This is a genomic window from Myxococcus sp. RHSTA-1-4 (assembly GCF_020037125.1).
In the GTDB taxonomy this organism is placed as follows: domain Bacteria; phylum Myxococcota; class Myxococcia; order Myxococcales; family Myxococcaceae; genus Myxococcus.
Genome location: NZ_JAIQDG010000002.1, coordinates 496,450 through 521,810 on the forward strand (window position 1 = coordinate 496,450; position 25,361 = coordinate 521,810).

The window sequence follows — 25,361 nt, forward strand, 5'->3', positions numbered from 1 at the left end:
AGCTAGGAATGCATATGAACCGTTCTCCCGTCGCTCCCCGGAGGGCCCTGGTCGCGGCGCTCCTGCTGGCACTGCCAGGCGCCTCCTTCGCCCAGGCCCCGGCCGCCCCGAAGCCGGCCCAGCCCGCTTCGCAGGGGGCGCAGCCGGCTCCGGCTCCGGATGGCAACGTCCTCCAGCCCGCCACGCGCGAGGCCCAGGCGCTTCCGTCGCTGGCGCCGCTGGTGGAGTCCGTGAAGACCGCGGTGGTCAACGTGGACGTGCAGGCCCGGGGTGGGGGCGGCATGGAGGGCATGGAGGGGAACCCGTTCTTCGACCGCTTCTTCGGCGGTGGCCGTGGCGGGCCGCGCGAGCCCATCCGTCAGGGCGCGGGCTCCGGCTTCATCATCGACCCCAAGGGCATCATCCTCACCAACAACCACGTGGTGGAGGACGCGGTCTCCATCACCATCCGCCTGGATGACGGGCGCACCTTCGCGGGCGACGTGGTGGGGCGAGATCCGCTCACCGACGTGGCGCTGGTGAAGGTGAAGGAGAAGGTCGAGAACCTGCCCACGGTGAAGCTGGGAGACTCGGACGCGCTGCGCGTGGGCGACTGGGTGGTGGCCATCGGCAACCCGTTCGGCCTCGCCTCCAGCGTGAGCCTGGGCATCGTCTCCGCGCGCGCCCGCGAGATTGGCGCCAGCGCGTATGACGAGTTCCTCCAGACGGACGCCGCCATCAACCCCGGCAACTCCGGCGGCCCGCTCTTCAACATGAAGGGCGAGGTGGTGGGCATCAACACCGCCATCGTCGGTGGGGGCACGGGCATCGGCTTCGCGGTGCCCAGCAACCTGGTGAAGGCGCTGCTGCCACAGCTCGAGAAGGAAGGCGCCGTCACCCGCGCGTGGCTGGGCGTGGGCATCCAGGACCTGACGAGGGACCTGGCCGGCGCGCTCAAGTTGCCGGTGACGGAGGGCGCCATCATCACCCAGGTCAACCCGGGCTCGCCCGCGGCCAAGGGGGGGCTGAAGGCGGACGACGTCGTCACCGCCATCGACGGCCGGCCGGTGACCTCCAGCAGCGAGCTGACCCGCACCGTGGCGCTCAAGCGTCCGGGCAGCACCTCCACGCTGACCGTCTTCCGCGAGGGCAAGAAGCAGGACGTGAAGGTGACGCTGGGCACGCGGCCGGACCTGGAGGGCGTGGCCTCCAAGCGGCCGAGCGCCACCGACGAGCAGGAGAGCTCGCGCCGCGTGGGCGTCAGCCTCCAGAACCTGGACGCGCGCACCGCGCAGCAGGCGGGCTTCACCGAGCGCCAGGGCGCGCTCATCACCGACGTGGTGCCCGGCTCTCCGGCGGACCGCGCACAGCTCGAGCCCGGCATGCTGGTGGTGGAGGCCAACCGCAAGCCCGTGAACAGCGCGGACGAACTGGCGCGCGTCATCCGGTCCGCGAAGTCGGGTACCACGCTGCTCCTGCGCGTGGCGGGGCCGGGGGGCAACCGCAACCTGCGCGCCCTCCGGGTGCCGTGAGGCGGAGCGTGCGTGCCTACGCCTTGGCCACGCCGCCCGGGGCCGAGGTGGTGGCCACGGCGGGGGCTTCCGTCGCGGGAGTGTGCGGGCCGCGCTCGCGGCCGGGGTGCATCTCCATGCCGGGCTCGTAGGGCGTGGTCCGGTTGCGGCCGGTGCGCTTGCTGCAATAGAGCGCCGCGTCCGCGCAGTCCACCAGGCCCTCCTGGGTGGAGGCGTCGGTGGGGTAGTGGGCCACGCCGATGGACACCGTGACGTGGTTGCCGGGCAGGCCGGGCTGGCTCAGCATCAGGGTCTCCGCCACCGCGCGGCGCAGCTTCTCCGCCACTTCCACCGCGTCCGCCTTGCTGGCCTGGGGCAGCAGCAGGACGAACTCCTCGCCGCCGTAGCGCGCCAGCGTGTCCACCTTGCGCACGCGCACGCGGAGCACGTCGCACACGCGGCGCAGCGTCTCGTCGCCCACGCGGTGGCCCGCCACGTCGTTGAGGCGCTTGAAGTGGTCCACGTCAATCATGAGGAGCGCCAGCGGCGTGCCGAAGCGGTGCGCCCGCGCCACCTCCAGCTCCATGCGCTGGAAGAGGTGGCGCCGGTTGGGCACGCCGGTCAGCGGGTCCGTCATGGTGAGCTTCACCGTCTCCGCGTGCAGCCGCGCGTTCTTCACCGCCGTGGCCGCCAGGTCCGCCACCGCCGTCAGCAGCTCGATTTCCCCCGCGGAGAAGCTGGCCACCTCCGGGCGCTGGCAGTTCATCACCCCCAGCAGCGTGCCCATGTGCACCATGGGCACCGCCAGCAGCGCGCCCCGGTCCATGGCCCCCTCCACCAGGCCCCGCCGCGCGAAGACGCTGGTGCGGTCCTCCAGGTCCGGCAGGTACACCGCCTTGAGCGTCTCCGCCGCGCGCCCGCACGCGCCCTCGCCCACGGAGAAGGTGAGCCCCTCCGTGCCGCGCCCCTCCGGCCACGCGTGCCTCACCTCCAGCAGGCCCTCCACGTTGAGGACCATGATGGAGAAGTCCGGAATCTGGAGCCGCTCCACCACCATCCGGGTGACGGCCTCCAGCAGCTCGTCCAGCTCCAGCGTGGCGTTGACCGAGCGCGCCACGTCGAACAGCAGCGACAGCTCCCGCAGGCGCTCCTCCAGCTCGTCCTTGAGCGCCAGCTTCTCCTTCACCACCTCCAGGTCGCGGTGGGTGTCGATTTCCTCCGCCTTCATCGCGGTGAGCCGCGCCAGCATCTGGTTGAAGGCCGCGCCCAGCCGCGCCAGCTCGTCCGTGCCCCGCGAGTCCGCGCGCACCAGGAAGTCGCCGGCCTCGGCGCGCCGCATGGCCGCGCTCAGCTTGCGCAGCGGGCGGGTGAGGTTGAAGTGCAGCCCCAGCGCGGTGAGCACCGCCAGCAGGGCGATGAACAACACCATGGCGCCCAGCGCGCCGCGGAACATCTCCGTGAGCTGCTGGTGCAGCGCCGGCTCCGTCATCCGCATCTGCAGGACGCTGGCGCCCGGCACCTCCCCCTCGGTGTGGCAGCTGCCGCACTCGGGGCCGCCCAGCGGCCGCACCACCTCCGTCACCCCGGCCGTGGAGCGCGCCGTCTCCGGCCCGGGCGCCGTCAGCCGCTTCGCCTCCGCGTGCACCGTGCCCACCTCGTCCGGCTGGCGCGACCAGCGGATGCGCCCGTCCGGCGTCAGCACCCGCACGTCCTCCACCGAGCGGAACAGCCGCGTGTCCGAGCGGAGCACCTCCGCCACCGCCTCGTGGGCCCTCGCCCCCGGCGCCGACGGCAGCGCGAACGTGGAGGCCACGAACTCCGCCAGCGCCAGCGACTCCACCTGCGTGGCGTCCTGGACGGCCACCCGCGCGTCACGCCAGAAGTGGCCCACGCCCAGCAACGCCACCACCAGCCCCGGCAGGGCGATGCTCCACAGGAGCTTCCTGCCAACAGTGTCCGGACCCAGGGGCATGCGCTTGTCGCGGCTCTCCGCAGCGGTGGCTTAAACTTGTTTCACGAACTTCATACGGAATTGTCAATTGGCTGACGCGGACTGTCAAACGTACTTGTACGAGAATATTCCCGTTTCAGCGGGGTTTCCCGAGACACATGGCCACTGAGTTCCTGTCTTCCCCTCTGCTTCCCGTCCCCCATGGCTTCGCCACCCGTGCGGGGGGCGTCTCGGACGGGCCTTATGCTTCGCTCAACCTGGGCTTTTCGGTGGGGGACGCGCGGGAGCGGGTGCTGGAGAACCACCGCCGGCTGGCCGCCGCCGCGGGCGCGTCGCTGGGCGCGCTGTGCCGGGTGTCCCAGGTGCATGGGGACCGGGTGCTGGAGGCGAGGGGAGGGGAGGGCACGGACGGGCTGAGGCCCGTGGAGGGCGAGGCGGACGCGCTGTGGACGGAGGCGCCGGGGACGTGGGTGGCGGTGGGCACGGCGGACTGCGTGCCGGTGCTGCTGGTGGACCCGGACGGCCGGCGCGTGGCGGCGGTGCACTCGGGGTGGCGGGGGACGGACGCGGACATCAGCGCGCGGGCGGTGGAGGCCCTGGTGGCGAAGGGGGCCCGGCCGGAGCGGCTGCTGGCGGCGGTGGGGCCCTCCATCCAGCGCTGCTGCTACGAGGTGTCCGACGAGCTGGCACAACGCTTCAGCGGGCGCTTCGGGGCGGAGGTGGTGGAGTCCGTGGGCGCGAGCGTGCGGCTGGACCTGACACGGGCGGTGCGGATGACGCTGCTGCGCGCGGGGCTGAAGCCGGCGCACGTGGACGTGCTACCGGCCTGTACCGCCTGCGAGCCTGTCCGCTTCTTCTCCCACCGCCGCGACGCGGGGCGCACCGGACGGCACCTCAACTACGTGGTACACCGGTTCTAGCCCCACGGGGCGCGTCCCGGCCGTTTTCTTGACGCTCTCCGACGGGCCTTCCTATCCTCGGGAAGACTCCCGTCCGAAGAGGCCCGTGCCCGCGCGCTCCGTCATCTTCCGCCTGCTCGCCGCCGCGCCGCTGTGCGTGCTGAGCGCCTGCGCCACCACCGCCCCCACCCAGGCGGACGTGACGGCGCTGAGGGCGGAGCTGCGCGCGCTGCGCGAGTCGCAGTCCCGGATGATGGAGCGGCTGGAGCGGCTGGAGGCGCACGACGCGGTGGCGCGCGCGGCCACCGGAGGGGGCTCGAAGGCGCCTGCCCCGGAGCCCGGCGACGCCGGCGATGCGCTGGGCGCCACCCCGGAGCTGGCGGTGGTGAAGCTCAAGCCCCGCTCCGAGCCCGCGCCGAGGCTGCCCACGCAGGTGCCCGTGGTGGAGCCGGACTCGGACCAGATGGAGATGTTCATCAGCAACGTGCCGGACGGTGCCCCGTCCTCCGGCGCGGCCACCGTGGTGGCCACGCGCGAAGAGGAGGCCGAGCAGCAGGACCCGGACGTGCTGGAGGCGGAGTACGAGAAGGCCGTGTCGCTCCTGCGCACCGGCAACGTCGAGGGCGGCGTGGAGCGCCTGCGCCGCTTCGCCGAGGACAACCCCCGCCACCCGCGCGCGGACAACGCGCTGTACTTCAGCGGGCTCGGGCAGGTGGGCCTCAACGAGTACAAGGAAGCCGCGAAGACGTTCGAGCGGCTCATCAAGACCTATCCCGCCGGGGATGCCATGCTGGACAGCATGCTCCGGCTCGCCGAGTGTCGGGTGCGGCTCAATCAGGCCGCGGATGCCCGGGCGCTCTACACCCGCGTCGTCACCCAGTTTCCGGGGACGGCCGCCGCCACGCAGGCGGAGCAGCGGCTCGCCGCGCTCCCGCAGTGATGCCTCTTTCGAAAGGACGTCGTCCGATGCGCTCCAGGATCCTCACCTCGCTGATGCTGAGCCTCGCCGTCGCGCCGGCCTGGAGCGCGCGCGCCCAGGATGCCGAGGACCAGGACACCGAAGCCGGAAGCGAGATGGAGGGCGCCGAGGTGGTGGACGAGGCGCCGGAGCCCGCCCCCGGTGCCGTGACGGTGCCGCCGGGCGCCCCCCGGGGCCGTGACAGCGCCCCGGGCCAGGTCCACTCGGTGCAGGAGGGCGACACGCTGTGGGATTTGTCCCAGCGCTACCTGGGCAGCCCCTGGTACTGGCCGAAGGTCTGGTCCTACAACCCGGAGATCGCCAACCCGCACTGGATCTACCCGGGCAACCAGGTGCGCTTCTTCGCCGGCGGCGAGGAGGTGCCCGCCCGCGTGGAGCCCGGCACGGAGATGGTGGTGGACGAGGGCGACGTGACGGCCCCCGTGGAGATGCCCGGCGCGGCGGTGACGGTGACCGGGAAGATTGGCTACGACGTGTCCACGTCGCGCCCCGTGACGACCCAGGGCTTCGTCACCCAGCGCGAGCTGGACGAGGCCGGCCGCATCGAGGGCTCGTCCTCCGGCGCGCTGATGCTGTCCTTCCCGGACCACGCCTACGTGCGCTTCAAGAAGAAGGGCAGCGCCAAGGTGGGCGACCGGTACGTCGTCTTCCACACCACCCAGGAAATCAACCACCCGGTGACGGGGAAGAAGCTGGGCTTCCTCACCGACTTCCTCGGCACCCTGCGCGTGGTGCGCATCAATGAGAACGTCGTCACCGCGCAGGTGGTGGACACCTGGGACGGCATGGAGCGCGGCGACCTGGTGGGCCCCGTCGGCGAGCGCCTCACCGAGCGCATCGCCCCGCGGCCCAACACCAAGGAGGTGCAGGCCACCGTCATCACCGCCCTGGTGCCGTACCTCACGCAGCTGGGTGAGCACCACACGGTGGTGATGGACCGGGGCAGCGCGGACGGCGTCCAGCTCGGCAACACCTTCACCATCCTCCGCCGGTGGGACCCGGCGCTCCATGTGCTCGGCCAGGGCCGCGTGGTGCTCAGCGACAAGGAGAAGCGCCTCCCCTGGGAGGACATCGGCACCTGCATGGTGACCGAGGTGAAGGAGCGCACCTCCAACTGCCTCATGCTGCGCTCCCTGGAGGAGCTGGTCCCCGGCGACCGCGCCGTCATGCGCGTCTCCCAGCCCACCGCCAGCCGCTGAGCGGCGGCAGGAAATATGCATTCCCCCGGCCACTGGAGGGGTTGAGAGCTTGACCGGTGGCGGTCGGGTGTCTATGTGTCGCGCCCCTCCTGGGGACCCATCTTCTATATAGGTGGGAAACGGGCAGGGGACAGGAATGGCGGACGCTGAGACCGACAGCCTCACGGCGGAGCAGCAGGCGTGCCTGGCGCTCTGGGCGGTTCCCGGCCTGGGGCCGAGGACACTGGCCTCCCTGCGCGCGTTCGCGGATGGAGGTCTCGCACCGCTGGCCTCCGTCCCTGTACGGGACTGGGTGTCCGACGCGCCGGTCTCCCCACAGGTGCGCCGCCGGCTGGCCCAGGTGGACGCGCTCCCGGCGCTGGCCTCGCGGGTGCTGGACGCCTGCCACAGGGGCGGCATGAGGGTGGCATTCGCCGGGGAGCGCGCCTATCCAGAGCGGTTGAAGGAGGTGCTGGATGCGCCGCCGCTGCTCTTCTACCGGGGCCGCCCGGGGCTGCCCCGGCGCCGGGTGGCCATGGTGGGCAGCCGCCATCCGGACCACGGCTTCCTGCCCTATGCGCGCGGCTTCGCGCGGAAGGTGGCGGAGGGCGGGGTGGGGGTGGTGTCGGGCGCGGCCATCGGGGTGGACCAGGCGTGCCACTGGGGCGCCCTGGACGTGGCGGGGGAGACGTGGGCGTTCCTCGGGTCGGCCCTGGATGCGCTGGACGCGGCGCAGGCCCGCCTGCTCCCCCACTTCCTGGAGGGAGGCGGCGTGTTCTTCAGCGAGCTGCCTCCTGGCGTCCGGGCGAGCGTCACCACCTTCCCGCGCCGCAACCGGCTCATCTCCGGCGCATCCGACGTGGTCCTGGTGTTGAGGGCAGGGGTGGGCTCGGGTGCGCTGTATACGGCGGAGGCGGGGCGGGTGCAGGGGCGGCCGGTCTTCGCGCTGCCCGGAGATGTCACGCAGCGGGCGGCCGCTGGCTGCAATGCGCTGCTCCGGGACGGGCATGCCAGGGCGTGCACGGGCCCGGAAGAACTCTGGAGGGCGGTGGGCGTTCAGCCGGGACTGACGCTTCCCCCGGAGCCTCCCGAGGCATGGGACTCGCTCTCCGCGGAAGCGAAGGGCGCTTATGAGGTGTTGGACCGGGTTCCCCGGACATTCGACGAGGTGCTGGCCGACAGCACCCTCTCCCCCGCGGCGCTCACCGGCGCGCTGGTGGAGCTGGAGTTGACGGGGCTGATCATCCAGCACCCGGGACGGTTGTACGAAAAGGTCTAGGTAGGAGAGTCATGGCCACGCGGACGAAGAAGAAGGTGGAAGAGACTGAGGCGGCCGAGGAGAAGGCCCCCCGCAAGGCGACCCGCCCGGCCGCCAAGAAGAAGACGGCGGCCAAGGCGAAGAAGACGGCGGCCCGCCGCCGCACCAAGAAGGGCGACGACGACACGCTGCCCACCGTGGAGGCGGACGCGGACGACGAGGCCACGCCTCGCGGCAAGGGCCCCCACTACCTCGTGGTGGTGGAGTCACCCGCCAAGGCGAAGACCATCAAGAAGTACCTGGGCTCCGGCTACACGGTGAAGGCCTCCGTGGGGCACGTGAAGGACCTGCCCAAGAGCAAGATGGGCGTCGACGTGGAGCACGACTTCCAGCCCGAGTACGAGGTCATCAAGGGCAAGGAGAAGGTGCTCAACGAGCTGAAGAAGATGGCGAAGTCCGCCGACAAGGTCTTCCTCGCGACGGACCCCGACCGCGAGGGCGAGGCCATCGCCTGGCACATCAAGGAGGAGCTCGCGCACCCGGACGCCATGCGGGTGACCTTCAACGAAATCACCAAGAAGGCGGTCCAGGAGGCCATCTCCCAGCCGCGCGAGCTGAACCAGGACAACTACGACTCGCAGCAGACGCGCCGCATCCTCGACCGGCTGGTGGGGTATCAAATCTCCCCGCTGCTCTGGCAGAAGATCCGCCGGGGCCTGTCCGCCGGCCGGGTGCAGTCCGTGGCGGTGCGGCTCGTCGTGGAGCGCGAGGAGGCCATCAAGGCCTTCGTCCCCGAGGAGTACTGGACGCTGGACGCGCTGCTGGAGGGCCCGTCCGGCCCGCCGCCCTTCAAGGCCAAGCTGTCCAAGGTGGACGGCAAGAAGGTGGAGCTGAAGGACCGCGCCACCACCGAGGGGCTCGTCTCCGAGCTGCAGACGGCCGACTTCGTGGTGGCCAAGGTGGACCGCCGCGAGCGCCGCCGCAACGCGCCCGCGCCCTTCATCACCTCCAAGCTGCAGCAGGAGGCCGCCAACCGGCTGTCCTTCACCGCCAAGAAGACGATGACGCTGGCCCAGAAGCTCTACGAGGGCGTCCCCCTCGGCGAGGAGGGCCAGACAGCGCTGATTACCTATATGCGTACGGACTCCACCCGTCTGTCCGACGACGCGGTGAAGCAGGTGCGCGAGTTCATCGACGGCAGGTACGGCAGGGACTTCCTGCCGGACGAGCCGGTGGTGTACCGCACCCGCAAGAGCGCGCAGGACGCGCACGAGGCCATCCGTCCCACGTCCCTGGAGTACCCGCCGGAGCGGGTGCGGCCCTTCTTCGAGGCCATGGACGAGCTGGACATGTTCCGCCTGTACGAGCTCATCTGGAACCGCTTCGTGGCGTGCCAGATGAAGCCGGCCGTCTATGACCAGACGAGCGCGGACATCTCCGCGGGCCGCGCCACCTTCCGCGCGTCCGGCAGCACGCTGAAGTTCGCCGGCTACCTCGCGGTGTACGGCGCCGGCCTCACCCCGGAGGAGGAGGCGGAGAAGGAGAAGGCGAAGGCCGCCGGTGACGACAGCGCGGACGGCGCGGACGCCGTGGGCGAGCTGCCCGTCATCAACGAGGGCGACACGCTGGCCCTCCAGAAGCTGCTGCACGAGCAGCACTTCACCCAGCCGCCCCCGCGCTTCAGCGAGGCCACGCTGGTGAAGGAGCTGGAGGAGCGCGGCATCGGCCGCCCGTCCACCTACGCCGCCATTCTCTCCACCATCCAGGACAAGAAGTACGTGGAGAAGATTGAAGGCCGCTTCCGGCCCACCGACCTGGGGCAGATGACCAACGAGATGCTGGTCAAGCACTTCCCCCACGAGCTGGACGTCACCTTCACCGCCACCATGGAGGAGAAGCTGGACCAGATCTCCGAGGGCGGCGCGAGCTGGAAGGCCGTGCTGCACGACTTCTACGGGCCCTTCAAGGAGACGCTCGAGAAGGCGAAGGCGGAGATGCGCGACGTCAAGCGCGAGGAGATCAAGACCGACATCGCCTGCGAGAAGTGCGGCAACCCCTTCGTCATCAAGTTCGGGAAGATGGGGCACTTCCTCGCCTGCTCGAACTACCCCGACTGCAAGAACACCAAGGACTTCAAGCGGGACGCCGAGGGGAAGATCGTCATCGTGGAGGAGGAGACCACGGACGAGAAGTGCGAGAAGTGCGGCAAGCCCATGGTCATCAAGCGCGGCCGCTTCGGCCGCTTCATGGCCTGCTCCGGCTACCCGGACTGCAAGACGTCCAAGCCCATCTCCATCGGTGTGGGATGCCCGGAGTGCAAGCAGGGCTACCTGACGGAGCGCCGCAGCGGCCGCGGGAAGATCTTCTTCGGCTGCAACCGCTACCCGGACTGCAAGTTCGCCGCGTGGGACAGGCCCCTGGCCGAGCAGTGCCCGCAGTGCCAGTCCCCGTACCTCCTCCAGAAATTCTCCAAGCGGGACGGCGCCTACATCGCCTGCCCGAACAAGGAGTGCGGGTACCGGCGGGAGGTGGTGGAGCAGGGGGGCGTACCCGGTACTCCGGAAGCCTCCTCGGCTGCTTGAAAGCCCAGTAGTTCCGAAGGGCTGGCCCGTCCCTTGGCTTGACAGCCTCGGCGGGCCCGCCCTAGAAGTCCGGGTTGCCCCCTCCTCGGGGAGTGACTCATGGGTGCCCGTGTCCGGACGGGCCCGCCTGGGGGGACGGGCGTCGAAAGGACACCAGGCGCGATGATTCTCTCGGTGAGCGAGCTGCTGCTGGACGTGACCCTTGCGGCCGCGGAAGGCGGCAAGATGGGCGTCGCGGACTCCGTCATCAAGTTCTTCAAGGATGGCGGTCCGTTCATGTTCGTGAACCTGTTCTGGCTGGCGTGCTCGCTGGCGGTGGCGCTGGAGCGCATCGTCACCGTGGTGTTCCGCTACAACCTGCCGGCGCCGCCGTTCATGGAGCAGATCGCCAAGCTGGTGCGCAGCGGCAACCTGGACCGGGCGGTCAAGGTGTGCGGCATGGCGCCCAACGCGCCGCTGGCGAAGGTCATCCGCGCGGGCCTGGTGAACGCCAACCGCGGCGAGATTGAAGTGGCCAAGGCGGTGGAAGAGGCCATCGTCGAGCAGAGCCCGCACGTGACGAAGCGCATCCCCTGGCTGTGGTCCCTGGCGAACATCGCCACGCTGGTGGGGCTCGTCGGCACCATCTTCGGCCTCATCGGCACCTTCCAGGCGCTGGGCAACGTGCCGGCGGAGCAGAAGCAGGTGCTGCTGTCGGACGGTATCTCCAAGGCGATGAACAACACCGCCTTCGCGCTCTCCATCGCGGTGCTCTGCATCATCTTCCACCTGTTCCTCACGTCCCACGCGAAGGGGCTGGTGGAGTCCATCGAGCTCAACGCGCTGAAGCTGGAGAACCTCCTGTCCCGCCGCGGCGGGACGGATCCGGGCACCACGGAGCTGGAGTCCCGCGCGTCGTAAGGCGGGCGGTGCGTCCATGGCGTTCCACTACTCCCGGCGCAAGCTGAAGGTCCGTGAGGAGGAGGAGACGGGCGAGCTGAACATCGTCCCGTACCTCGACATCCTCATGAACCTCATCATCTTCATGCTGCTGTCGATCACGGGCCTGGCCACGTTCGGCATCCTGAACGTGAACGCGCCCGCCTATGGCGCTCCGTCCGCGGGCGTGACGCAGGAGGGCTCGGACGAGCAGAAGCTGACGCTGTCCGTGCTCATCTCCAAGAAGGGGCACTTCGTCAGCAGTGAGAATGCCATCCTCGGGGCGGAGGGCGCCGCGGCGGACGCTCCCACCGTGCCGGTGCGCGCGGACGGCAGCTACGACTTCGCGGCGCTCAACGCGAAGATGGTGGAAATCAAGGCGGCGTTCCCCAAGGAGACGAAGGTCATCGTGGGCGCGGATCCGGACATCCCCTACGAGAGCCTCACCCAGACGCTGGACGCCATCCGCGAGACGCAGGGCAAAGAGCGCCGGCTGCTGTTCCCGGACGTCACGCTGGCGGGGACCTGAGCCATGGCCGAGCCGACGACACCCGTGCTGACCGAGGCCGACGAAGAGACGCTGGCCCGCATGCGCTACCGCAAGGCGCTGGCGCGCAAGAAGCGCAAGGAGCGCGAGGCGGCGGGGGAAATCAAGGAGCTGAACATCACCGCGATGATGGACATGATGACCATCCTCCTGGTGTTCCTGCTCAAGTCCTTCGCGTCGTCCTCCGCGGCAATCACGGCGTCCGAGGACGTGCGGCCGCCCGTGTCCACCACGCGCGCCACCCCGAAGGACACCGTGGCCGTCACCATCACCCCCAAGAACATCCTGGTGGGTGAGCGCGAGGTGCTGCGCCTGCAGAACGGCCAGCTCCCGGCCGACAAGCTCCAGGGCCGGCTGGTGCTGCCGCTGGACGCGGCGCTGAAGAAGGAAGTGGAGAAGCTGAAGTACATCGCCGAGCGCAACCCCTCGGCGCCGTTCAGCAGGGAGCTGTCCGTCATCGCGGACCGGAAGGTTCCCTACGACATGCTCCTCACCGTGCTCTACACGGCGGGGCAGAACGAGCTGGAGAACTACCGGTTCGTCGTGCTCCAGAAGGATGGCGAGTAGGGCGCTCCCCGGGCGGCGGTGGGAGCGCCTGTTTCGCCGTGGGCTAGAGCGAGGGCGTGGCCATGGGCCCGCCGCGCGTCTCCAGCTCGTGGAGTGTGGCGTCCTCCTCGCAGCGGATGGCGAAGGGCAGCGCCTCCAGCCGCTCAATGGGGATTTCGAAGCCGCAGTCCACGCAGTCTCCGAAGACGCCCATGTCCATGCGACGCAGGGCGGCGTCGATGAGCATGATTTCGCGGCGCTGCGACTCCATCAGGCTGGACAGGGTGTAGTCCGCCAGCTCCGACTGGGCATTCTCCTCGTACTCGGGGTCCCGCTCCTGGTCCTTGAGGGCCGTCAGCTCTCGGTGCGCGCCCGCGTTCGCCGCGAGAATCTCCCGGCGGCGGCGCTGGAGGATCTCACGAATCCTGTTCAGGTCATTGGCTCGGCTCATGGCCTTGGTCTCCGGTGCTCCGGTCCTCTGGGTTCACTTCCGCTCGCCCGGATGCAGGCCGCCCCCGAGCGTCGAACGCGAAAAACGTAGGGGTTCAACCCAGGTAGGGAAACCGCGCCTTCCGACGATGCGCGACGGCGGCCCGGGGGGCAGCCGGGCGGGCGGGAGGCCCGAGGAGCGAGCGTGGGTTGACGCGGCTCGTTTCGCTGCTGGGAAAGGGCGCCTCGGTCCTGCTAACAGTTCGCCGGACGGGCCGAGCGCGGCCGGCCCCATCAGGCTCAGGAGCTCAGGATGGCGGACGTGAAGCAGCGGGTGACGGTGATTGGCGGCGGCCTGGCGGGAAGCGAGTGTGCATACCAGCTCGCCCGCCGTGGGGTGCCGGTGGTGCTGCGCGAGATGAAGCCGCACAAGCGCTCGCCGGCCCACAAGTCGGACCAGTTCGCGGAGCTGGTGTGCAGCAACTCGCTGCGCTCGGACAACCCGGAGAGCGCCATCGGCCTGCTGCACGCGGAGCTGCGCGCGCTGGGCTCGCTGGTGCTGGGCTCCGCGGACGCGCACCGCGTGCCCGCGGGTGACGCGCTGGCGGTGGAGCGAGAGCGTTTCTCCGGGGCGATTACCGAGTCCCTCCAGCGCCAGCCCGGCGTGGAGGTGGTGGCGGGCGAGGTGGAGCGGCTGCCGGACGAGGGCCCGGTGGTGGTGGCCACGGGGCCGCTCACGTCGGACGCGCTGACCCGCGAGCTGGAGCGGTACGTGGGGGAGCGGCTCTACTTCTACGACTCCATTGCCCCCATCATCTCCGGGGACTCCATCGACCTGTCGGTGGCCTTCCGCCAGAGCCGGTACGGCAAGGGCGGCGGGGACGACTACCTCAACCTGCCGATGAACCGCGAGGAGTACTACCGCTTCATCGCCGAGGTGAAGGCGGGCCAGAAGGTGGTGCCGCACAGCTTCGAGGAACCGAAATACTTCGAAGGGTGTCTGCCGATTGAAGTGATGGCGGAGCGCGGCGACGACACGCTGGCCTACGGGCCCATGAAGCCGGTGGGGTTGAAGGACCCGCGCACGGGGCAGGAGCCCTACGCGGTGGTGCAGTTGCGGATGGAGGACGCGGCGGGGACGTCGTGGAACATGGTGGGCTTCCAGACGCGGCTGACGTGGGGTGAACAGAAGCGCATCTTCAGCACGTGCATCCCCGGCCTCCAGCAGGCGGAGTTCCTGCGGATGGGGCAGATCCACCGCAACACGTTCATCGACTCGCCCCGGCTGCTGTCGCGGGACTTGTCGCTGAAGACGGAGCCGAGGCTGTTCTTCGCGGGGCAGATTTCCGGTGTGGAGGGCTACGTGGAGAGCGCGGCGTGCGGGTACCTGGTGGCGCTGGCGCTGCACGCACGGCTGACGGGGAAGGAGTGGGTGCCTCCGCCGGCCACCACGGCGCTGGGCTCGCTGTTGCGGCACGTGACGGGAGAAGCGCACCCGCCGGACCATCCACACCAGCCGTCGAATGTCATCTTCGGCATCTTCCCGCCGCTGGCGGGGCGGGTGAAGAAGGCGGACAAGCGGGCGGCGTATTCGGCGCGGGCGAAGCAGGACCTGGCGGCGTGGCTGCCGCATGCGGGCGTCCCGGGGCCGGGCGCGCCCGAGCACACGGAACAGAGGAGCGCATGATGCGGATGCGGCAGGGGCGACTTCTGGGGGCGGGCCTGGTGGCCGCCCTCGTCATGGCGGGTGCGGGCTGCAAGAAGAGTGACGGCGGTGGTGGCGGCGCGGCGTCCCCCGGTGCGGGCGGTGGCGCGGCGCAGGGGAGCGCCGCGGCGAGTGCCCCCGCGCCCAGCCGTGGCGCGCCCGGCGCGGGCCAGGGCCTGCTGCTGGCGGCGGGCCGCGCGGCGGACCTGCGGGTGACGCCGGACGGGCAGTACGCCACGTTCCTGCTGAACGGACAGAAGCCCCGGCTGGACGGGGTGCCTCCGCAGATGCTGCTGGGCGAGCTGCACGGGGTGCCCGTGGCCGGCGGCGAGCCCCGCAAGCTGGGCGAGGGCGTGACGAACGTGCCGGGCGGGCTGCTCTACACGCCGGACTCGAAGTACGCGCTCTTCCTCACCGGCTACAACCCGGCCTCGCAGTCCGGCGCGCTGACGGTGGCCTCGCTGGTGGACGCGAAGGCGGAGCCCACGGTGCTGGGCACGGCGGTGAGCTACATGCTGCCCAGCCCGGATGGCTCGCGGCTGGCGTTCGTGGACGCGGGCCGGTTGAAGCTGGGGGCGTTGCCCTCGGGCCCCTTCACCGAGGTGGCGGGCGAGGTGAGCACCGCGCAGTTCACCCCGGACGGGAAGACGCTGCTCATCAAGCGCCGGCTGTCCGCCGCGGGAGGACTGGCGGCGGTGTCGGTGGAGAAGCCGGAGGAGGCGCCGCGCAAGCTGGCGGACCAGGTGGGGGACTACGCGGTGTCCCCGGATGGCAAGCGCGTGGCCTTCCAGGTGCGGAGCGAGTCCGTGCGCGGGCTGTATGACCTGTTCCTGACGGAGCTGCCGGCGCTGAAGCCGCAGCGGCTGGCGGTGGCGTCCAGCGCGTTCGCCTTCTCTCCGGACGGCAAGTGGCTGGGGCGCACGGAGAACGGCAAGCCGGATGTGCCGGGCGACTTGTACGTGGGGCCGGCCGCGGGCGGCGCGGGCCGCAAGCTGGGGGAGCGGGTGGAGAAGTTCTCCTTCTCTCCGGACTCGCAGGCGGTGGGCTTCCTGGAGAAGTACGACTCGACGGCGGGCGCGGGGCTGATGGCGGTGGCGTCGCTGCCGGATGGGGTGACGAAGCAGGTGGGCGGCCGGGTGCCCAACTTCATCTGGGGCTCGGACGGGCGTTATGTGGCGTTCCTCTCGCGCTTCCTCAAGCCCGAGTACTCCGTGGACCTGATGCTGTACCCGCTGGGCGCGGAGAAGGCGGAGAAGGTGCACCGGGGCGTGTTCGGCTACGGCTTCATGCCGGGCAACACGCGAGTGGTGTTCCGCTCCAACTGCATCCGCAATGGGCGCGCGTGTGACTTCAAGGCGCTGGACCTGCCGCGCACGGGCGAGCCGCAGACGTGGATGCAGGGCATCTTCAGCTACAAGCTGTCCTCGGACGGCCAGCGGGTGCTCGTCACGTATGCGCGCATGGACTCGGACACGTACGACGTGGCGGTGTACGACGTGAAGACGCAGGCGCGGAAGACGCTCGACCAGGGCGTGCAGGTGCCGGTGTCCTTCGCGGGCAAGGATGACTCTCGCGCCGTGTACATCATCGGCCAGGGTCCCAAGGCCGGCGTCTACAGCGTGGCCGCGGTGCCGTAGCTTCCGCGAGGTAGCGCGTGCGGTCGGCGAGGCGGTGTGCTTACTTGCGCCGCCCGTATGGGCTCTCTCGTCTATCGTCGCTATGGTGGTTCGCTCCAGGTCGACCTTCCCTCCTTCGACGTGCTCGAGGAGGCCGTCCGCATCCCCGAGACGCAGTGGATCGCCACGGCGTGTCCGCTCGCGGGGCTGAGCTGTGATCCGCGCTTCCTGTCGCTCATGGACATGGACGGCAACGGCCGCATCCGGGTGGCGGAGGTGCGCACCGCGGTGGAGTGGGCGGCGAAGCGGCTGAAGGACCGGCGGGGCGCGGACGCGGGCAGCCCCGTGCTGGAACTGGATGCGCTCACCGAGGAGGCCCGGCCGCTGCGGGGCGCGGCGGAGACCATCCTCCGGACGCTGAAGGCGCCGGACGGGGCGCGCATCTCGCTGGAGCAGGTGCGGGCCAGCGACAAGGCGCTGCGCGAGGCGGGGCAGAACGGGGACGGCATCGTCGCGCCCGCGCACCTGCCCGAGCGGCTGCGCCCGCTGGCGCGGGACATCATGGCCTGCTTCCCGGAGGCGAAGAACCGGGCGGGCGAGGCGGGCATCGACCCGGCGATGCTGAAGGCCTTCCGAGAGGAGCGCGCGGCGCTGCGCGCGCACCTGGACGCGAGGGGCAAGGCGTTCGTACTGGGCGAGGCGAGCCTGGACACGGCGAAGCGCATCCGCGCGGTGGCGCCGCTGCTGGACACGTACTTCGTGCAGTGCCGGCTGGTGGCCGCGCAGCCGGAGGCCGCGGCGAGCCTGCGCCTGCGCGCGGAGCGGGTGGAGGGGGCGCTGGGGGACGTGGTGGCGCTGGGCAAGGCGGCGGGCGACCTGCCCATCGCACCTCCCGAGCCGTCGGGCGTGCTGGAGTGGTCGCGGCTGCACCGGGGCCCCGCGTACGAGCAGCTGGAGGCGTTCCACAAGGACGTGGCGACTCCGATGACGGGAGACGCGAGGCGGCTGACGGACCCGGCCTGGCGCGAGCTGCTCGCGAAGGCGGACGCGGTGCTGGCGTGGCAGGTGAAGTTCGACGCGAGCCCGGTGCGGAAGATGGTGGACGCGCTGCCGGCGGTGGCGGACGCGGACCTGGATGCGATTGAAGCGGAGTGCGCGGCGGACCTGGCCCTGAAGCCGACGCTGGACGCCATCGTGGAGCTGGAGCGGCTGGTGCTCTACCAGCAGTGGCTGCTGGTGTTCGCGAACAACTTCATCAGCATGCCCAACATCTACCTGCCGAAGCGGCTGGCGCTGGTGGAGCGGGGGACGCTCATCCTGGGCGGGCGCAAGTACACGCTGTCGGTGCTGGCGGTGGACCGGGCCGCGCACGCGGCGCTCACGGCGCAGGGGACCACGTGCATCCTCTACGTCCAGGTGGCGCCGAAGGACGGGGCGCCGAGCTACGAGGTGGCGGTGCCCGTCACGCGGGGGCGGAGCACGGACCTGGTCGTGGGCAAGCGCGGCATCTTCTACGACGTGGACGGCAAGGAGCACGACGCCACGGTGACGCACGTCATCCGCCAGCCCGTGTCGCTGTGGGAGGCGATGACCATGCCCTTCACGCGCATGGGCACGTTCATCACCAGCAAGGTGGAGGGGCTGGCGACGGCGGGGGAGAAGACGTTCGATACGACGCTGGAGAAGGGCTACACGCAGGCGCTGGCGGCCCCGCCCACTCCGCCGGCCGCGGCACCCGCGGCGGCGGCTCCGGCGACGGGAGGCCTCGGAGGGCTGGTGGCGGCGGGCAGCATCGCGGCGGCGGCGCTGGGCTCGTCGTTCGCGTTCATCGTCACGCAGGTGAAGTCGCTGACGGTGGTGGACCTCATCTCCGCGGCGACGCTGATTGCCATCGTGGTGATGGCGCCGGCGGGACTGCTGGGGTGGCTGAAGCTGCGGCGGCGCAACCTGGCGCTGCTGCTGGAGGGCTCGGGCTGGGCGCTGAATGACCGGCTGATGCTGACGCCCGCGCTGTCCTCGCTGGTGACCCGGCGGCCGAGGCTGCCCAAGGGCGCGCGGGTGGACCGGATGGACATGGTGCGTCCGGCGCTGCTGCGCCAGCAGGAGGAGGACGGCGAGACGGAGGGACTGTCCATCTGGGCTCGGCTGGCCATTGCCCTGGCGGTGCTGTTCATCCTGCTCTGGCAGGTGCGTGTGCCCATCCTCACCGCGGTGTGCGAGGCCGGCTGGTTGTCCGAGGAGACCTGCACGGTGCTGCTGCCGAACGTGGTGTCTCCTTCCACGGCGCCGGCTCCGGGGGCGACGCCCGCGGCTCCCCCGGCGGGCGCGAAGTAGGCGCCCGCCTCCGCGAACGTCAGGGCGCGCCGAGGAAGGCCAGCGACGCGGAGACCATGGCCTCGACCCCTCGGTGAAGGGTTCTCTCCCGGTCGGGGGCGAAGTTCGGCTGGTGCGGGCTCGGCACGTGGCTGAGCTTGCCCATGAGTTCCGGGCCGGGGGCCGCCTCCCAGGCGTCCCGCGGCGTGGAGGACAGAAGCCAGAACCCCATCGGGATTCGCGCGCCGTCCCCCCGCTGCCCCAGCGCCCCGAAGTCCTCGCTGCCCGTGACGGGGAACGGCAGCTCCTGCACGTCGTCGGCGAACAGCTCCCGGTGTACCTCCTCGAGCCGGGCGACCACAGGCCGGGTGTTGACCAGCACCTCGGCCGCCGCCCGGACCTCGATTTCGGGAGGCCTCGGGGTGTGAGCGGCTTCGCACTCGGCCCGGACGATGCGCTCGATGGAGGCGAGGATGTGCCGCATCACCTCATCGCTCATGGCGCGCACGGTGATCTCCAGCACGGCCTCGAGCGGAATGATGTTGGCCTTGGTGCCCGCATGGAATGAGCCCACGGTGACGACCGCCGAGTCGTAGGGGCTGAGCTCCCGGGACACGATGCCCTGCAGTCGCACCACCACGCAGGCGCCGATGTAGACCGGGTCCACGGCGAGGTGCGGCTGCGAACCATGCCCTCCCTTGCCGAAGATGCGGATGCGCAGGCCGCGGCTCCCCGCCATCATCGCGCCGCCGCGATGGACAACCCACCCGCTAGGCCCCGGGCCGACGTGCTGGCCGAGGATGACCTCCGGGACGGGAAAGCGCGACCAGAGCCCATCCGCGAGCATGGCCTTCGCGCCGCTGATCGTCTCCTCCGCGGGCTGGGCGAGGACGATGACCCGCCCCCGCCACAGCTCGCGGTGCAGCGCCAGTGCCTCGGCGCTGCCCACCAGACAGGCCGTGTGGACGTCGTGGCCACAGGCATGCATGACGGGAACCTCGACTCCATCCGCTCCGTGGGTGCGCACGTGGCTCGCGTAGGGGAGGCCGGTCTGCTCCTCGACGGGCAGCGCATCCATGTCACCGCGGAGCGCGACGGTCGGTCCCTCTCCGTTCTCCAGCACGCCGACGACGCCATGCCCGCCCACCGCGCGCGTCACCTGATAGCCCGCCGCCTCGAGCCGGACCGCCACCTTCTCGCTCGTGCGCTCCTCGTGCCCCGAAAGCTCCGGGTGCTGGTGCAGGTCCATGTACAGCGCCTCGGTGCGGTCCAGGACGCCATCCAGGCTCGCGAGCAGCCGCCGTGCCCGCTCGGCGACCTCCCGCGTGTCGCTCTTGTCAGGTGCCTTCATGCTGTCCTCCTCCTCGTGCGCGCATGAGGGAATGAGGGCCCGATTCCCCTCGGCGCGCGAACGATGGGGCTGTCCATCAGGCGGATGCACCACGCTTGCGACGTGCCGGTTCTCTGTCTGGTTGAGGGAGGGACCTGGGCCTGCGTCCCTTGCGCGGCTCGGCCGTCCCTCCCCCGCGTCGGAGGCGGCGGGGAGCGAGGGAGGAGGCTGTCACCCGCCACCCGCGTGGTCCGCGGCGCGCGGAAGGCACACCCTCCGGGGAGACCCGGGCCAAGGAGGAGCCCTTGCGCGAGCCGCTCCTGCGGGCAGTGACGTTCCTGGCTTCGAACCTGCTCGTCCTCATGGCCCTGGCCCTGGGGCTCTCGATGGACTGGCGCCGGAGCCTGGTGGAATTCCGGCGGCCCGTTTTCTGGCGCGGTGTCGTGCTGGCGCTCCTCGTCGTGCCTGCGTGGACCATCGCCATCGTCAAGGTGCTGCCGCTCCACCCCGTCGTCGCCGGCGCGCTCCTGCTCATGGCCTTCAGCCCCGGCGTGCTCCTGCTCGTCAGGGTCGTGCGGGGTCAGCGGGGGAATGTGCCGCTGGCCATGGCGCTGTCACTGACGTTGACCCTGGCGGCCCTCCTCCTGCTGCCCCTGGCGCTCCGGGGGCTCAACGCGCTCTTCCCGTTGACGTTCCGGGTTCCTTCCGCGGCGCTCTTCACCGCCATCCTCCCCGGCGTGCTGCTGCCACTCGCCCTGGGGAGCGCGCTCCGGTGGTGGCGGCCGGGCCTCGCCAGGTGGCTGCGGCCCGGAGCGGACCTCCTCGCCAAGGTGGCGCTGATCGCCAGCGCGCTCGTGTTGCTGGGCCTCGGCGTGCCGCGGCTTCGTGCCGTGGATGGATGGGCGCTGCTCGCGGTGTTCCTGATGGTCTGCGGTGGGGCCTTCATCGGGCACATGGCCGGGGGGCCCGCGCTCGAGGACCGGAGGACGCTCGCCATCGCCGGAGCCGTTGGCAACCCGGCCATCGCCATGTTCGTCGCGAGCGTCAGCTACCCCGAGATGAACCTGCTCCCCATCATGGCGGCCTTCGTTCTGCTGCGCACCCTGGCGCTCCTGCCGTACAAGCGGTGGAGCAGGCACCTCGAGATCCGGACGACCCCACGGCCTCCGGGGCCGCTGCTACGGTCGGGACCGCGACTCCCGGTGTAGCGCGCGCGGACCGGTGCCGCCTGGAGCGGGACGCCGGTTCCACGTCACCGTGAATCTTGCGAGGATGCGGGGGCCTCGTAGGCTCATCGCGCCATGACGAACCTGTCGCCGCTGCTGGAGAAGTTCCGCGTCCACCTGGAGGACGAGAAGGGCGCGTCGCCGCACACGGTGCGCAACTACCTCATCGACCTGGTGGACTTCGAGCGCTACCTCGTCGAGCGGATGAAGCTGTCGCTCCTGTCCGGCACGCACGCGGCGATTCGTGGCTACCTGGGCACGCTGAGCACGGACCACGCGCCCGCGAGCCGGGCGCGGCGGCTGGCGAGCATCAAGTCGTTCTACAAGTACCTCGTGCGGCAGAAGCTGCTGCCGGCGAGCCCCGCGAAGCTGGTGAAGAGCCCGAAGCTGCCCAAGGCGCTGCCCAAGGTGCTGCCGGTGGAGGAGGTGTTCGCCCTCATCGACGTGCACGACCTGAAGACGGTGCTCGGGCTGCGGGACAAGGCCATCCTGGAGCTGCTCTACGGGGGCGGGCTGCGTATCAGCGAGCTGTGCGGCCTGGACCTGCTGGACGTGGACCGGAAGGGGCGCATCGTCCGGGTGATGGGCAAGGGGAGCAAGGAGCGGCTGGTGCCGGTGAACGCGCAGGCCATCCGCGCGCTGGAGGCATACCTCGCGCGGCGGGGCGAGCTGCTGGCGACGCCGAAGCCGGGGCAGGACCCGGAGGCGATGTTCCTCAACTTCCGCGGGGGCCGGCTGACGCCGAGGAGCATCGCGCGGCACCTGGACGCGCACGTGCTGAAGTGCGCGCTGACGCGCAAGGTGAGCCCGCATGCGCTGCGCCACTCGTTCGCCACGCACCTGCTGGGTGGTGGTGCGGACATCCGCAGCATCCAGGAGCTGCTCGGTCATTCGAGCCTGTCCACGACGCAGCGGTATACCCAGGTGACCTGGGAGCAGCTCCAGCAGGTCTACGACGCCGCGCATCCGCGGGCGTGAGGGGGTAGGGGAGCCCGGGGCCCCAGGGGGGCCTCCGCTTCCACCCCGTCCCGGAACGGTACGAGAGCGGACAAGCAGGCAGTGTTCCTTGGAAAACCGCTGCCCGGCTTGTTAGACCCGTGGGCCTATGTTCCACGGCACCACCATTCTCTGCGTGCGACGCGACGGGAAGGTCGCCATCGCCAGCGACGGCCAGGTCTCCTTCGACAAGACCGTGATGAAGAACACGGCGAAGAAGGTCCGCAAGCTGGGCGAGGGCCAGGTCCTCGCCGGCTTCGCCGGCAGCACCGCCGACGCCTTCACCCTCTTCGAGCGCTTCGAGGGCAAGCTCAAGGAGCACCAGAAGAACATGGCCCGCGCCTGCGTCGAGCTGGGCAAGGACTGGCGCACCGACCGCTTCCTCCGCCGCCTGGAAGCCCTCCTCGTCGTCGCCGACAAGGAGAAGACCTTCATCCTCTCCGGCGCGGGCGACGTGATTGAACCCGATTACGGCATCGCCGCCGTCGGCTCCGGCGGACCCTACGCGCTCGCAGCCGCGCGCGCCCTCATGGCCCACACCCAGATGCCCGCCCGAGAGGTCGCCCAGCAGTCCCTCGCCATCGCCGGCGAAATCGACATCTACACCAACTCCAACATCTCCATCGAAGAGCTCTAGGAGTCACCGCCCGTGGCCGAGTCTCGAAAGATGTCCGCCTTCACGCCCCGCGAGGTCGTCAGCGAGCTGGACCGCTACATCGTCGGGCAGAACGACGCCAAGCGCGCCGTCGCCATCGCCCTGCGCAACCGCTGGCGCCGCCAGCAGGTCTCCGACGACCTGCGCGACGAAATCCACCCGAAGAACATCATCATGATTGGCCCCACCGGCGTGGGGAAGACGGAGATCGCCCGGCGCCTCGCGAAGCTCGCCCAGGCCCCCTTCGTCAAGGTGGAGGCCTCCAAGTTCACCGAGGTCGGCTACGTCGGCCGCGACGTCGAGTCCATGATTCGCGACCTCGTCGAGGCCGCCATCTCCCTCGTCCGCGAGGAGGAGACCGAGAAGGTCCGCCCCCGCGCCGAGGAGCTCGCCGAGGACCGGCTGATGGAATTGCTCCACGGTGGCGGCGCCGCGCGCCCGTCCACGCCGCCGCCCTTCGGCTTCGCCCCGCCGCCCCCGCCTCCGCCCCAGCGCCTGGGCGACGCCGAGCGCGAGAAGCTCCGCGCCCAGCTCCGCGCCGGCACCCTGGATGACCAGTTCGTGGAGGTGGAGACCGCCGACTCCGCGCCCACCTTCATGCGCGGCTTCTCCGGCCAGGGCATGGAGGAGATTGGCGTCAACCTCCAGGACCTCTTCAAGAACATGCCGGGCATGAACAAGACGCGGCGCCGCCGCGTGAAGGTGCCCGAGGCGCTCCAGCTCCTGCGCCAGGAAGAGGCCCAGAAGCTGGTGGACCCGGACCGCGTCCAGCGCGAGGCCGTGGCCCGCGCCGAGTCCAGCGGCATTGTCTTCATCGACGAAATCGACAAGATCGCCAGCCGCGAGGGCGGCAAGGGCGGAGCCGGTCCGGACGTCTCCCGCGAGGGCGTCCAGCGCGACATCCTCCCCATCGTCGAGGGCTCCACCGTCACCACCAAGTACGGCATGGTGAAGACGGACCACATGCTCTTCATCGCCGCGGGCGCCTTCCACGTCTCCAAGCCCAGCGACCTCATCCCCGAGCTCCAGGGCCGCTTCCCCATCCGCGTGGAGCTGGAGCCCCTGTCCGGCGAGGACCTGGTCCGCATCCTCCGCGAGCCGAAGAACTCGCTCCTGCGCCAGTACACCGCGCTCCTGTCCACCGAAGGTGTGCGCCTGTCCTTCACCGACGACGCCGTGGTGGAGCTGGCGCGCATCGCCCAGCAGGCGAACGAGCGCACGCAGAACATCGGCGCCCGGCGGCTGCACACGGTGCTGGAGCGCCTGCTGGACGAGGTGTCCTTCTCCGCCACGGAGATGGGGCCCCGGGACTTCCAGGTGGACGCGGCTTATGTGCGCGAACGCCTGACCTCCATCGTCCAGGACGAGGACCTGTCGCGCTACATCCTCTAGCGCGCTATACCCCGCGCGCCACTTCCAGCAGAAGGAAGACTCCCTTGTCGCAACCCCAGCCGTCCTCCGCTTCCTCCACGCCCGCCAACGACGCCATCATCCAGAAGGCGAAACGGCACCTGCTGCAGAACTACAAGCAGCAGCCCGTCGTCCTGGTGCGCGGCCAGGGTACGCGCGTGTGGGACGCGGACGGGCGCGAGTACCTGGACCTGCTGGGCGGCATCGCCACGTGCGCGCTCGGCCACTGCCACCCGGAGGTGGTGGCCGCGGCCAAGGCGCAGCTCGACTCGCTCTGGCACGTCTCCAACGTCTTCTACTCGCAGCCGCAGATCGACCTGGCCGCCCAGCTCACCGAGTGGTCCGGGCTGCCGCGCGCCTTCTTCTGCAACTCGGGCGGTGAGGCGAACGAGGCGCTCCTCAAGCTGGCCCGCAAGGTGATGAAGGACCGCGGCACGCCCGAGCGCTACGAGGTCATCAGCTTCGACAAGAGCTTCCACGGCCGCACCCTGGCCACCGTCACCGCCACCGGCCAGCCGAAGTACCACGCCGGCTTCGAGCCGCTGCCCGCGGGCTTCACCCACGTGCCCTACGGCGACATCGACGCCGTCCGCCGCGCCGTGGGCCCGGCCACCGCGGCCATCCTCGTGGAGCCCATCCAGGGCGAGGGTGGGGTGCGCGCCGCGCCCCCGGGCTTCCTCACCGCCCTGCGCGCCCTCTGCGACGAGCGCGGGCTGCTGCTCCTCGTGGACGAGGTGCAGACGGGCATGGGCCGCACCGGCAAGCCCTTCGGCTTCATGCACGAGGGCATCCGCCCGGACGCCATCAGCGTCGCCAAGGCGCTGGGCAACGGCCTGCCCATCGGCGCCATGCTCTGCCGCGAGGAGCTGGCCGTCAGCCTCACCCCGGGCACCCACGGCTCCACCTTCGGCGGCAACCTGGTGGCCGCCGCCGCCGCCAACGCCGTGCTGCGCATCCTCCGCCGTCCGGAGGTCCTCCAGGACGTGCAGGCCAAGGGCGAGCACTTCCTCGCCCGCGCCCGCGCGCTGCAAGGCCGCCTGCCCCCCGGCCGCATCCAGGACGTGCGCGGCCAGGGCCTGCTGCTGGGCCTGGAGCTGGACCGGGACGTGGCCCCGGTGATTGGCCTCCTCCGCGAGGCCGGCATCCTGGTGAATGCCGCCGGCGAGCGCACCGTGCGCTTCGCGCCCCCCTTCATCGTCACCCGGGAGGAGCTGGACGAGGGCCTGGCCGTCGTCGAGCGCGTGCTGGCCGCCCTGTGAGGTGCTGTCGGCGGCATCCCACTCACGAAAACCCGGAAACCGTGTCCTGGACGTTTGACGCCCCGCGTCCGGGG

Annotated in this window: 20 protein-coding genes; 17 read left to right on the forward strand and 3 right to left on the reverse strand. The window is 70.7% G+C overall.

Annotated features, from left to right (window positions below):
- Window positions 1–14: 14 nt before the first annotated feature.
- The gene (locus K8638_RS05475; RefSeq protein ID WP_223753331.1) at window positions 15–1,511 is read left to right on the forward strand and encodes a trypsin-like peptidase domain-containing protein; all 1,497 of its coding nucleotides are present in this window, start codon (window positions 15–17) and stop codon (window positions 1,509–1,511) included.
- Between the two features lie 16 nt (window positions 1,512–1,527).
- On the opposite strand, the gene K8638_RS05480 is transcribed toward K8638_RS05475, so the two are convergent.
- On the reverse strand, window positions 1,528–3,462 hold the full coding sequence (locus K8638_RS05480) for a diguanylate cyclase (protein ID WP_223753332.1): 1,935 nt from the start codon (window positions 3,460–3,462) through the stop codon (window positions 1,528–1,530).
- A gap of 137 nt (window positions 3,463–3,599) precedes the next feature.
- On the opposite strand from K8638_RS05480, the gene pgeF reads away from it, so the two are divergent.
- The 8 genes from pgeF (at window position 3,600) to K8638_RS05520 (ending at window position 12,369) form a co-directional block, all read left to right on the forward strand.
- On the forward strand, window positions 3,600–4,361 hold the full coding sequence (gene pgeF, locus K8638_RS05485) for a peptidoglycan editing factor PgeF (RefSeq protein WP_223753333.1): 762 nt from the start codon (window positions 3,600–3,602) through the stop codon (window positions 4,359–4,361).
- A gap of 85 nt (window positions 4,362–4,446) precedes the next feature.
- Window positions 4,447–5,280 carry a tetratricopeptide repeat protein gene (locus K8638_RS05490; RefSeq protein ID WP_223753334.1) on the forward strand — a complete coding sequence of 278 codons (834 nt, stop codon included), beginning with the start codon at window positions 4,447–4,449 and terminating at the stop codon, window positions 5,278–5,280.
- 26 nt (window positions 5,281–5,306) lie between these two features.
- Entirely contained in the window at window positions 5,307–6,518 is a 1,212-nt protein-coding gene (locus K8638_RS05495) for a LysM peptidoglycan-binding domain-containing protein (RefSeq protein WP_223753335.1), read from the forward strand.
- Between the two features lie 136 nt (window positions 6,519–6,654).
- Window positions 6,655–7,776, forward strand: coding sequence for a DNA-processing protein DprA (locus K8638_RS05500; protein ID WP_223753336.1), 1,122 nt, complete (start codon window positions 6,655–6,657; stop codon window positions 7,774–7,776).
- A gap of 11 nt (window positions 7,777–7,787) precedes the next feature.
- Window positions 7,788–10,337 (forward strand): type I DNA topoisomerase, encoded by a 2,550-nt coding sequence (topA, locus tag K8638_RS05505; protein WP_223753337.1) that lies wholly within the window; start codon window positions 7,788–7,790, stop codon window positions 10,335–10,337.
- A gap of 162 nt (window positions 10,338–10,499) precedes the next feature.
- Entirely contained in the window at window positions 10,500–11,237 is a 738-nt protein-coding gene (locus tag K8638_RS05510) for a MotA/TolQ/ExbB proton channel family protein (protein ID WP_223753338.1), read from the forward strand.
- 16 nt (window positions 11,238–11,253) lie between these two features.
- The gene (locus tag K8638_RS05515; RefSeq protein WP_223753339.1) at window positions 11,254–11,784 is read left to right on the forward strand and encodes a biopolymer transporter ExbD; all 531 of its coding nucleotides are present in this window, start codon (window positions 11,254–11,256) and stop codon (window positions 11,782–11,784) included.
- A 3-nt stretch (window positions 11,785–11,787) separates the two neighbouring features.
- Window positions 11,788–12,369, forward strand: coding sequence for a biopolymer transporter ExbD (locus tag K8638_RS05520; protein WP_223753340.1), 582 nt, complete (start codon window positions 11,788–11,790; stop codon window positions 12,367–12,369).
- Between the two features lie 43 nt (window positions 12,370–12,412).
- Here K8638_RS05520 and K8638_RS05525 read toward each other — a convergent pair whose 3' ends face one another.
- Window positions 12,413–12,799 carry a TraR/DksA family transcriptional regulator gene (locus tag K8638_RS05525; protein WP_223753341.1) on the reverse strand — a complete coding sequence of 129 codons (387 nt, stop codon included), beginning with the start codon at window positions 12,797–12,799 and terminating at the stop codon, window positions 12,413–12,415.
- Window positions 12,800–13,090: 291 nt separating this feature from the next.
- On the opposite strand from K8638_RS05525, the gene trmFO reads away from it, so the two are divergent.
- Genes trmFO through K8638_RS05540 form a run of 3 tightly spaced genes read left to right on the forward strand, consistent with a single transcriptional unit; the run spans window position 13,091 to window position 18,432 of the window.
- Window positions 13,091–14,464, forward strand: coding sequence for a methylenetetrahydrofolate--tRNA-(uracil(54)-C(5))-methyltransferase (FADH(2)-oxidizing) TrmFO (trmFO, locus tag K8638_RS05530; RefSeq protein ID WP_223753342.1), 1,374 nt, complete (start codon window positions 13,091–13,093; stop codon window positions 14,462–14,464).
- Window positions 14,461–16,119, forward strand: coding sequence for a gliding motility protein (locus K8638_RS05535; RefSeq protein WP_223753343.1), 1,659 nt, complete (start codon window positions 14,461–14,463; stop codon window positions 16,117–16,119). The genes trmFO and K8638_RS05535 overlap by 4 nt, the downstream gene beginning before the upstream one ends.
- Window positions 16,120–16,176: 57 nt before the next feature.
- Entirely contained in the window at window positions 16,177–18,432 is a 2,256-nt protein-coding gene (locus K8638_RS05540) for a kinesin (protein ID WP_223753344.1), read from the forward strand.
- 19 nt (window positions 18,433–18,451) lie between these two features.
- Here K8638_RS05540 and K8638_RS05545 read toward each other — a convergent pair whose 3' ends face one another.
- On the reverse strand, window positions 18,452–19,762 hold the full coding sequence (locus K8638_RS05545; protein WP_223753345.1) for an amidohydrolase: 1,311 nt from the start codon (window positions 19,760–19,762) through the stop codon (window positions 18,452–18,454).
- A gap of 284 nt (window positions 19,763–20,046) precedes the next feature.
- Between K8638_RS05545 and K8638_RS05550 the strand changes: the two genes are divergently transcribed.
- From K8638_RS05550 to K8638_RS05570, 5 genes are all read left to right on the forward strand, one after another.
- Window positions 20,047–20,949: a symporter gene (locus tag K8638_RS05550; RefSeq protein ID WP_223753346.1), complete on the forward strand. Its 903-nt coding sequence runs from the start codon at window positions 20,047–20,049 to the stop codon at window positions 20,947–20,949.
- Between the two features lie 93 nt (window positions 20,950–21,042).
- Window positions 21,043–21,945, forward strand: a complete 903-nt coding sequence (locus K8638_RS05555) for a tyrosine recombinase XerC (protein ID WP_223753347.1) — start codon at window positions 21,043–21,045, stop codon at window positions 21,943–21,945.
- Between the two features lie 127 nt (window positions 21,946–22,072).
- Window positions 22,073–22,600, forward strand: a complete 528-nt coding sequence (hslV, locus tag K8638_RS05560; protein ID WP_223753348.1) for an ATP-dependent protease subunit HslV — start codon at window positions 22,073–22,075, stop codon at window positions 22,598–22,600.
- 12 nt (window positions 22,601–22,612) lie between these two features.
- A complete protein-coding gene (gene hslU, locus K8638_RS05565; RefSeq protein ID WP_370643916.1) occupies window positions 22,613–24,010 on the forward strand; it encodes an ATP-dependent protease ATPase subunit HslU in 1,398 nt (465 codons plus the stop codon).
- Between the two features lie 44 nt (window positions 24,011–24,054).
- Complete coding sequence (locus K8638_RS05570) at window positions 24,055–25,287, forward strand: aspartate aminotransferase family protein (protein ID WP_223753349.1); 1,233 nt, start codon at window positions 24,055–24,057, stop codon at window positions 25,285–25,287.
- Window positions 25,288–25,361 lie beyond the last annotated feature (74 nt).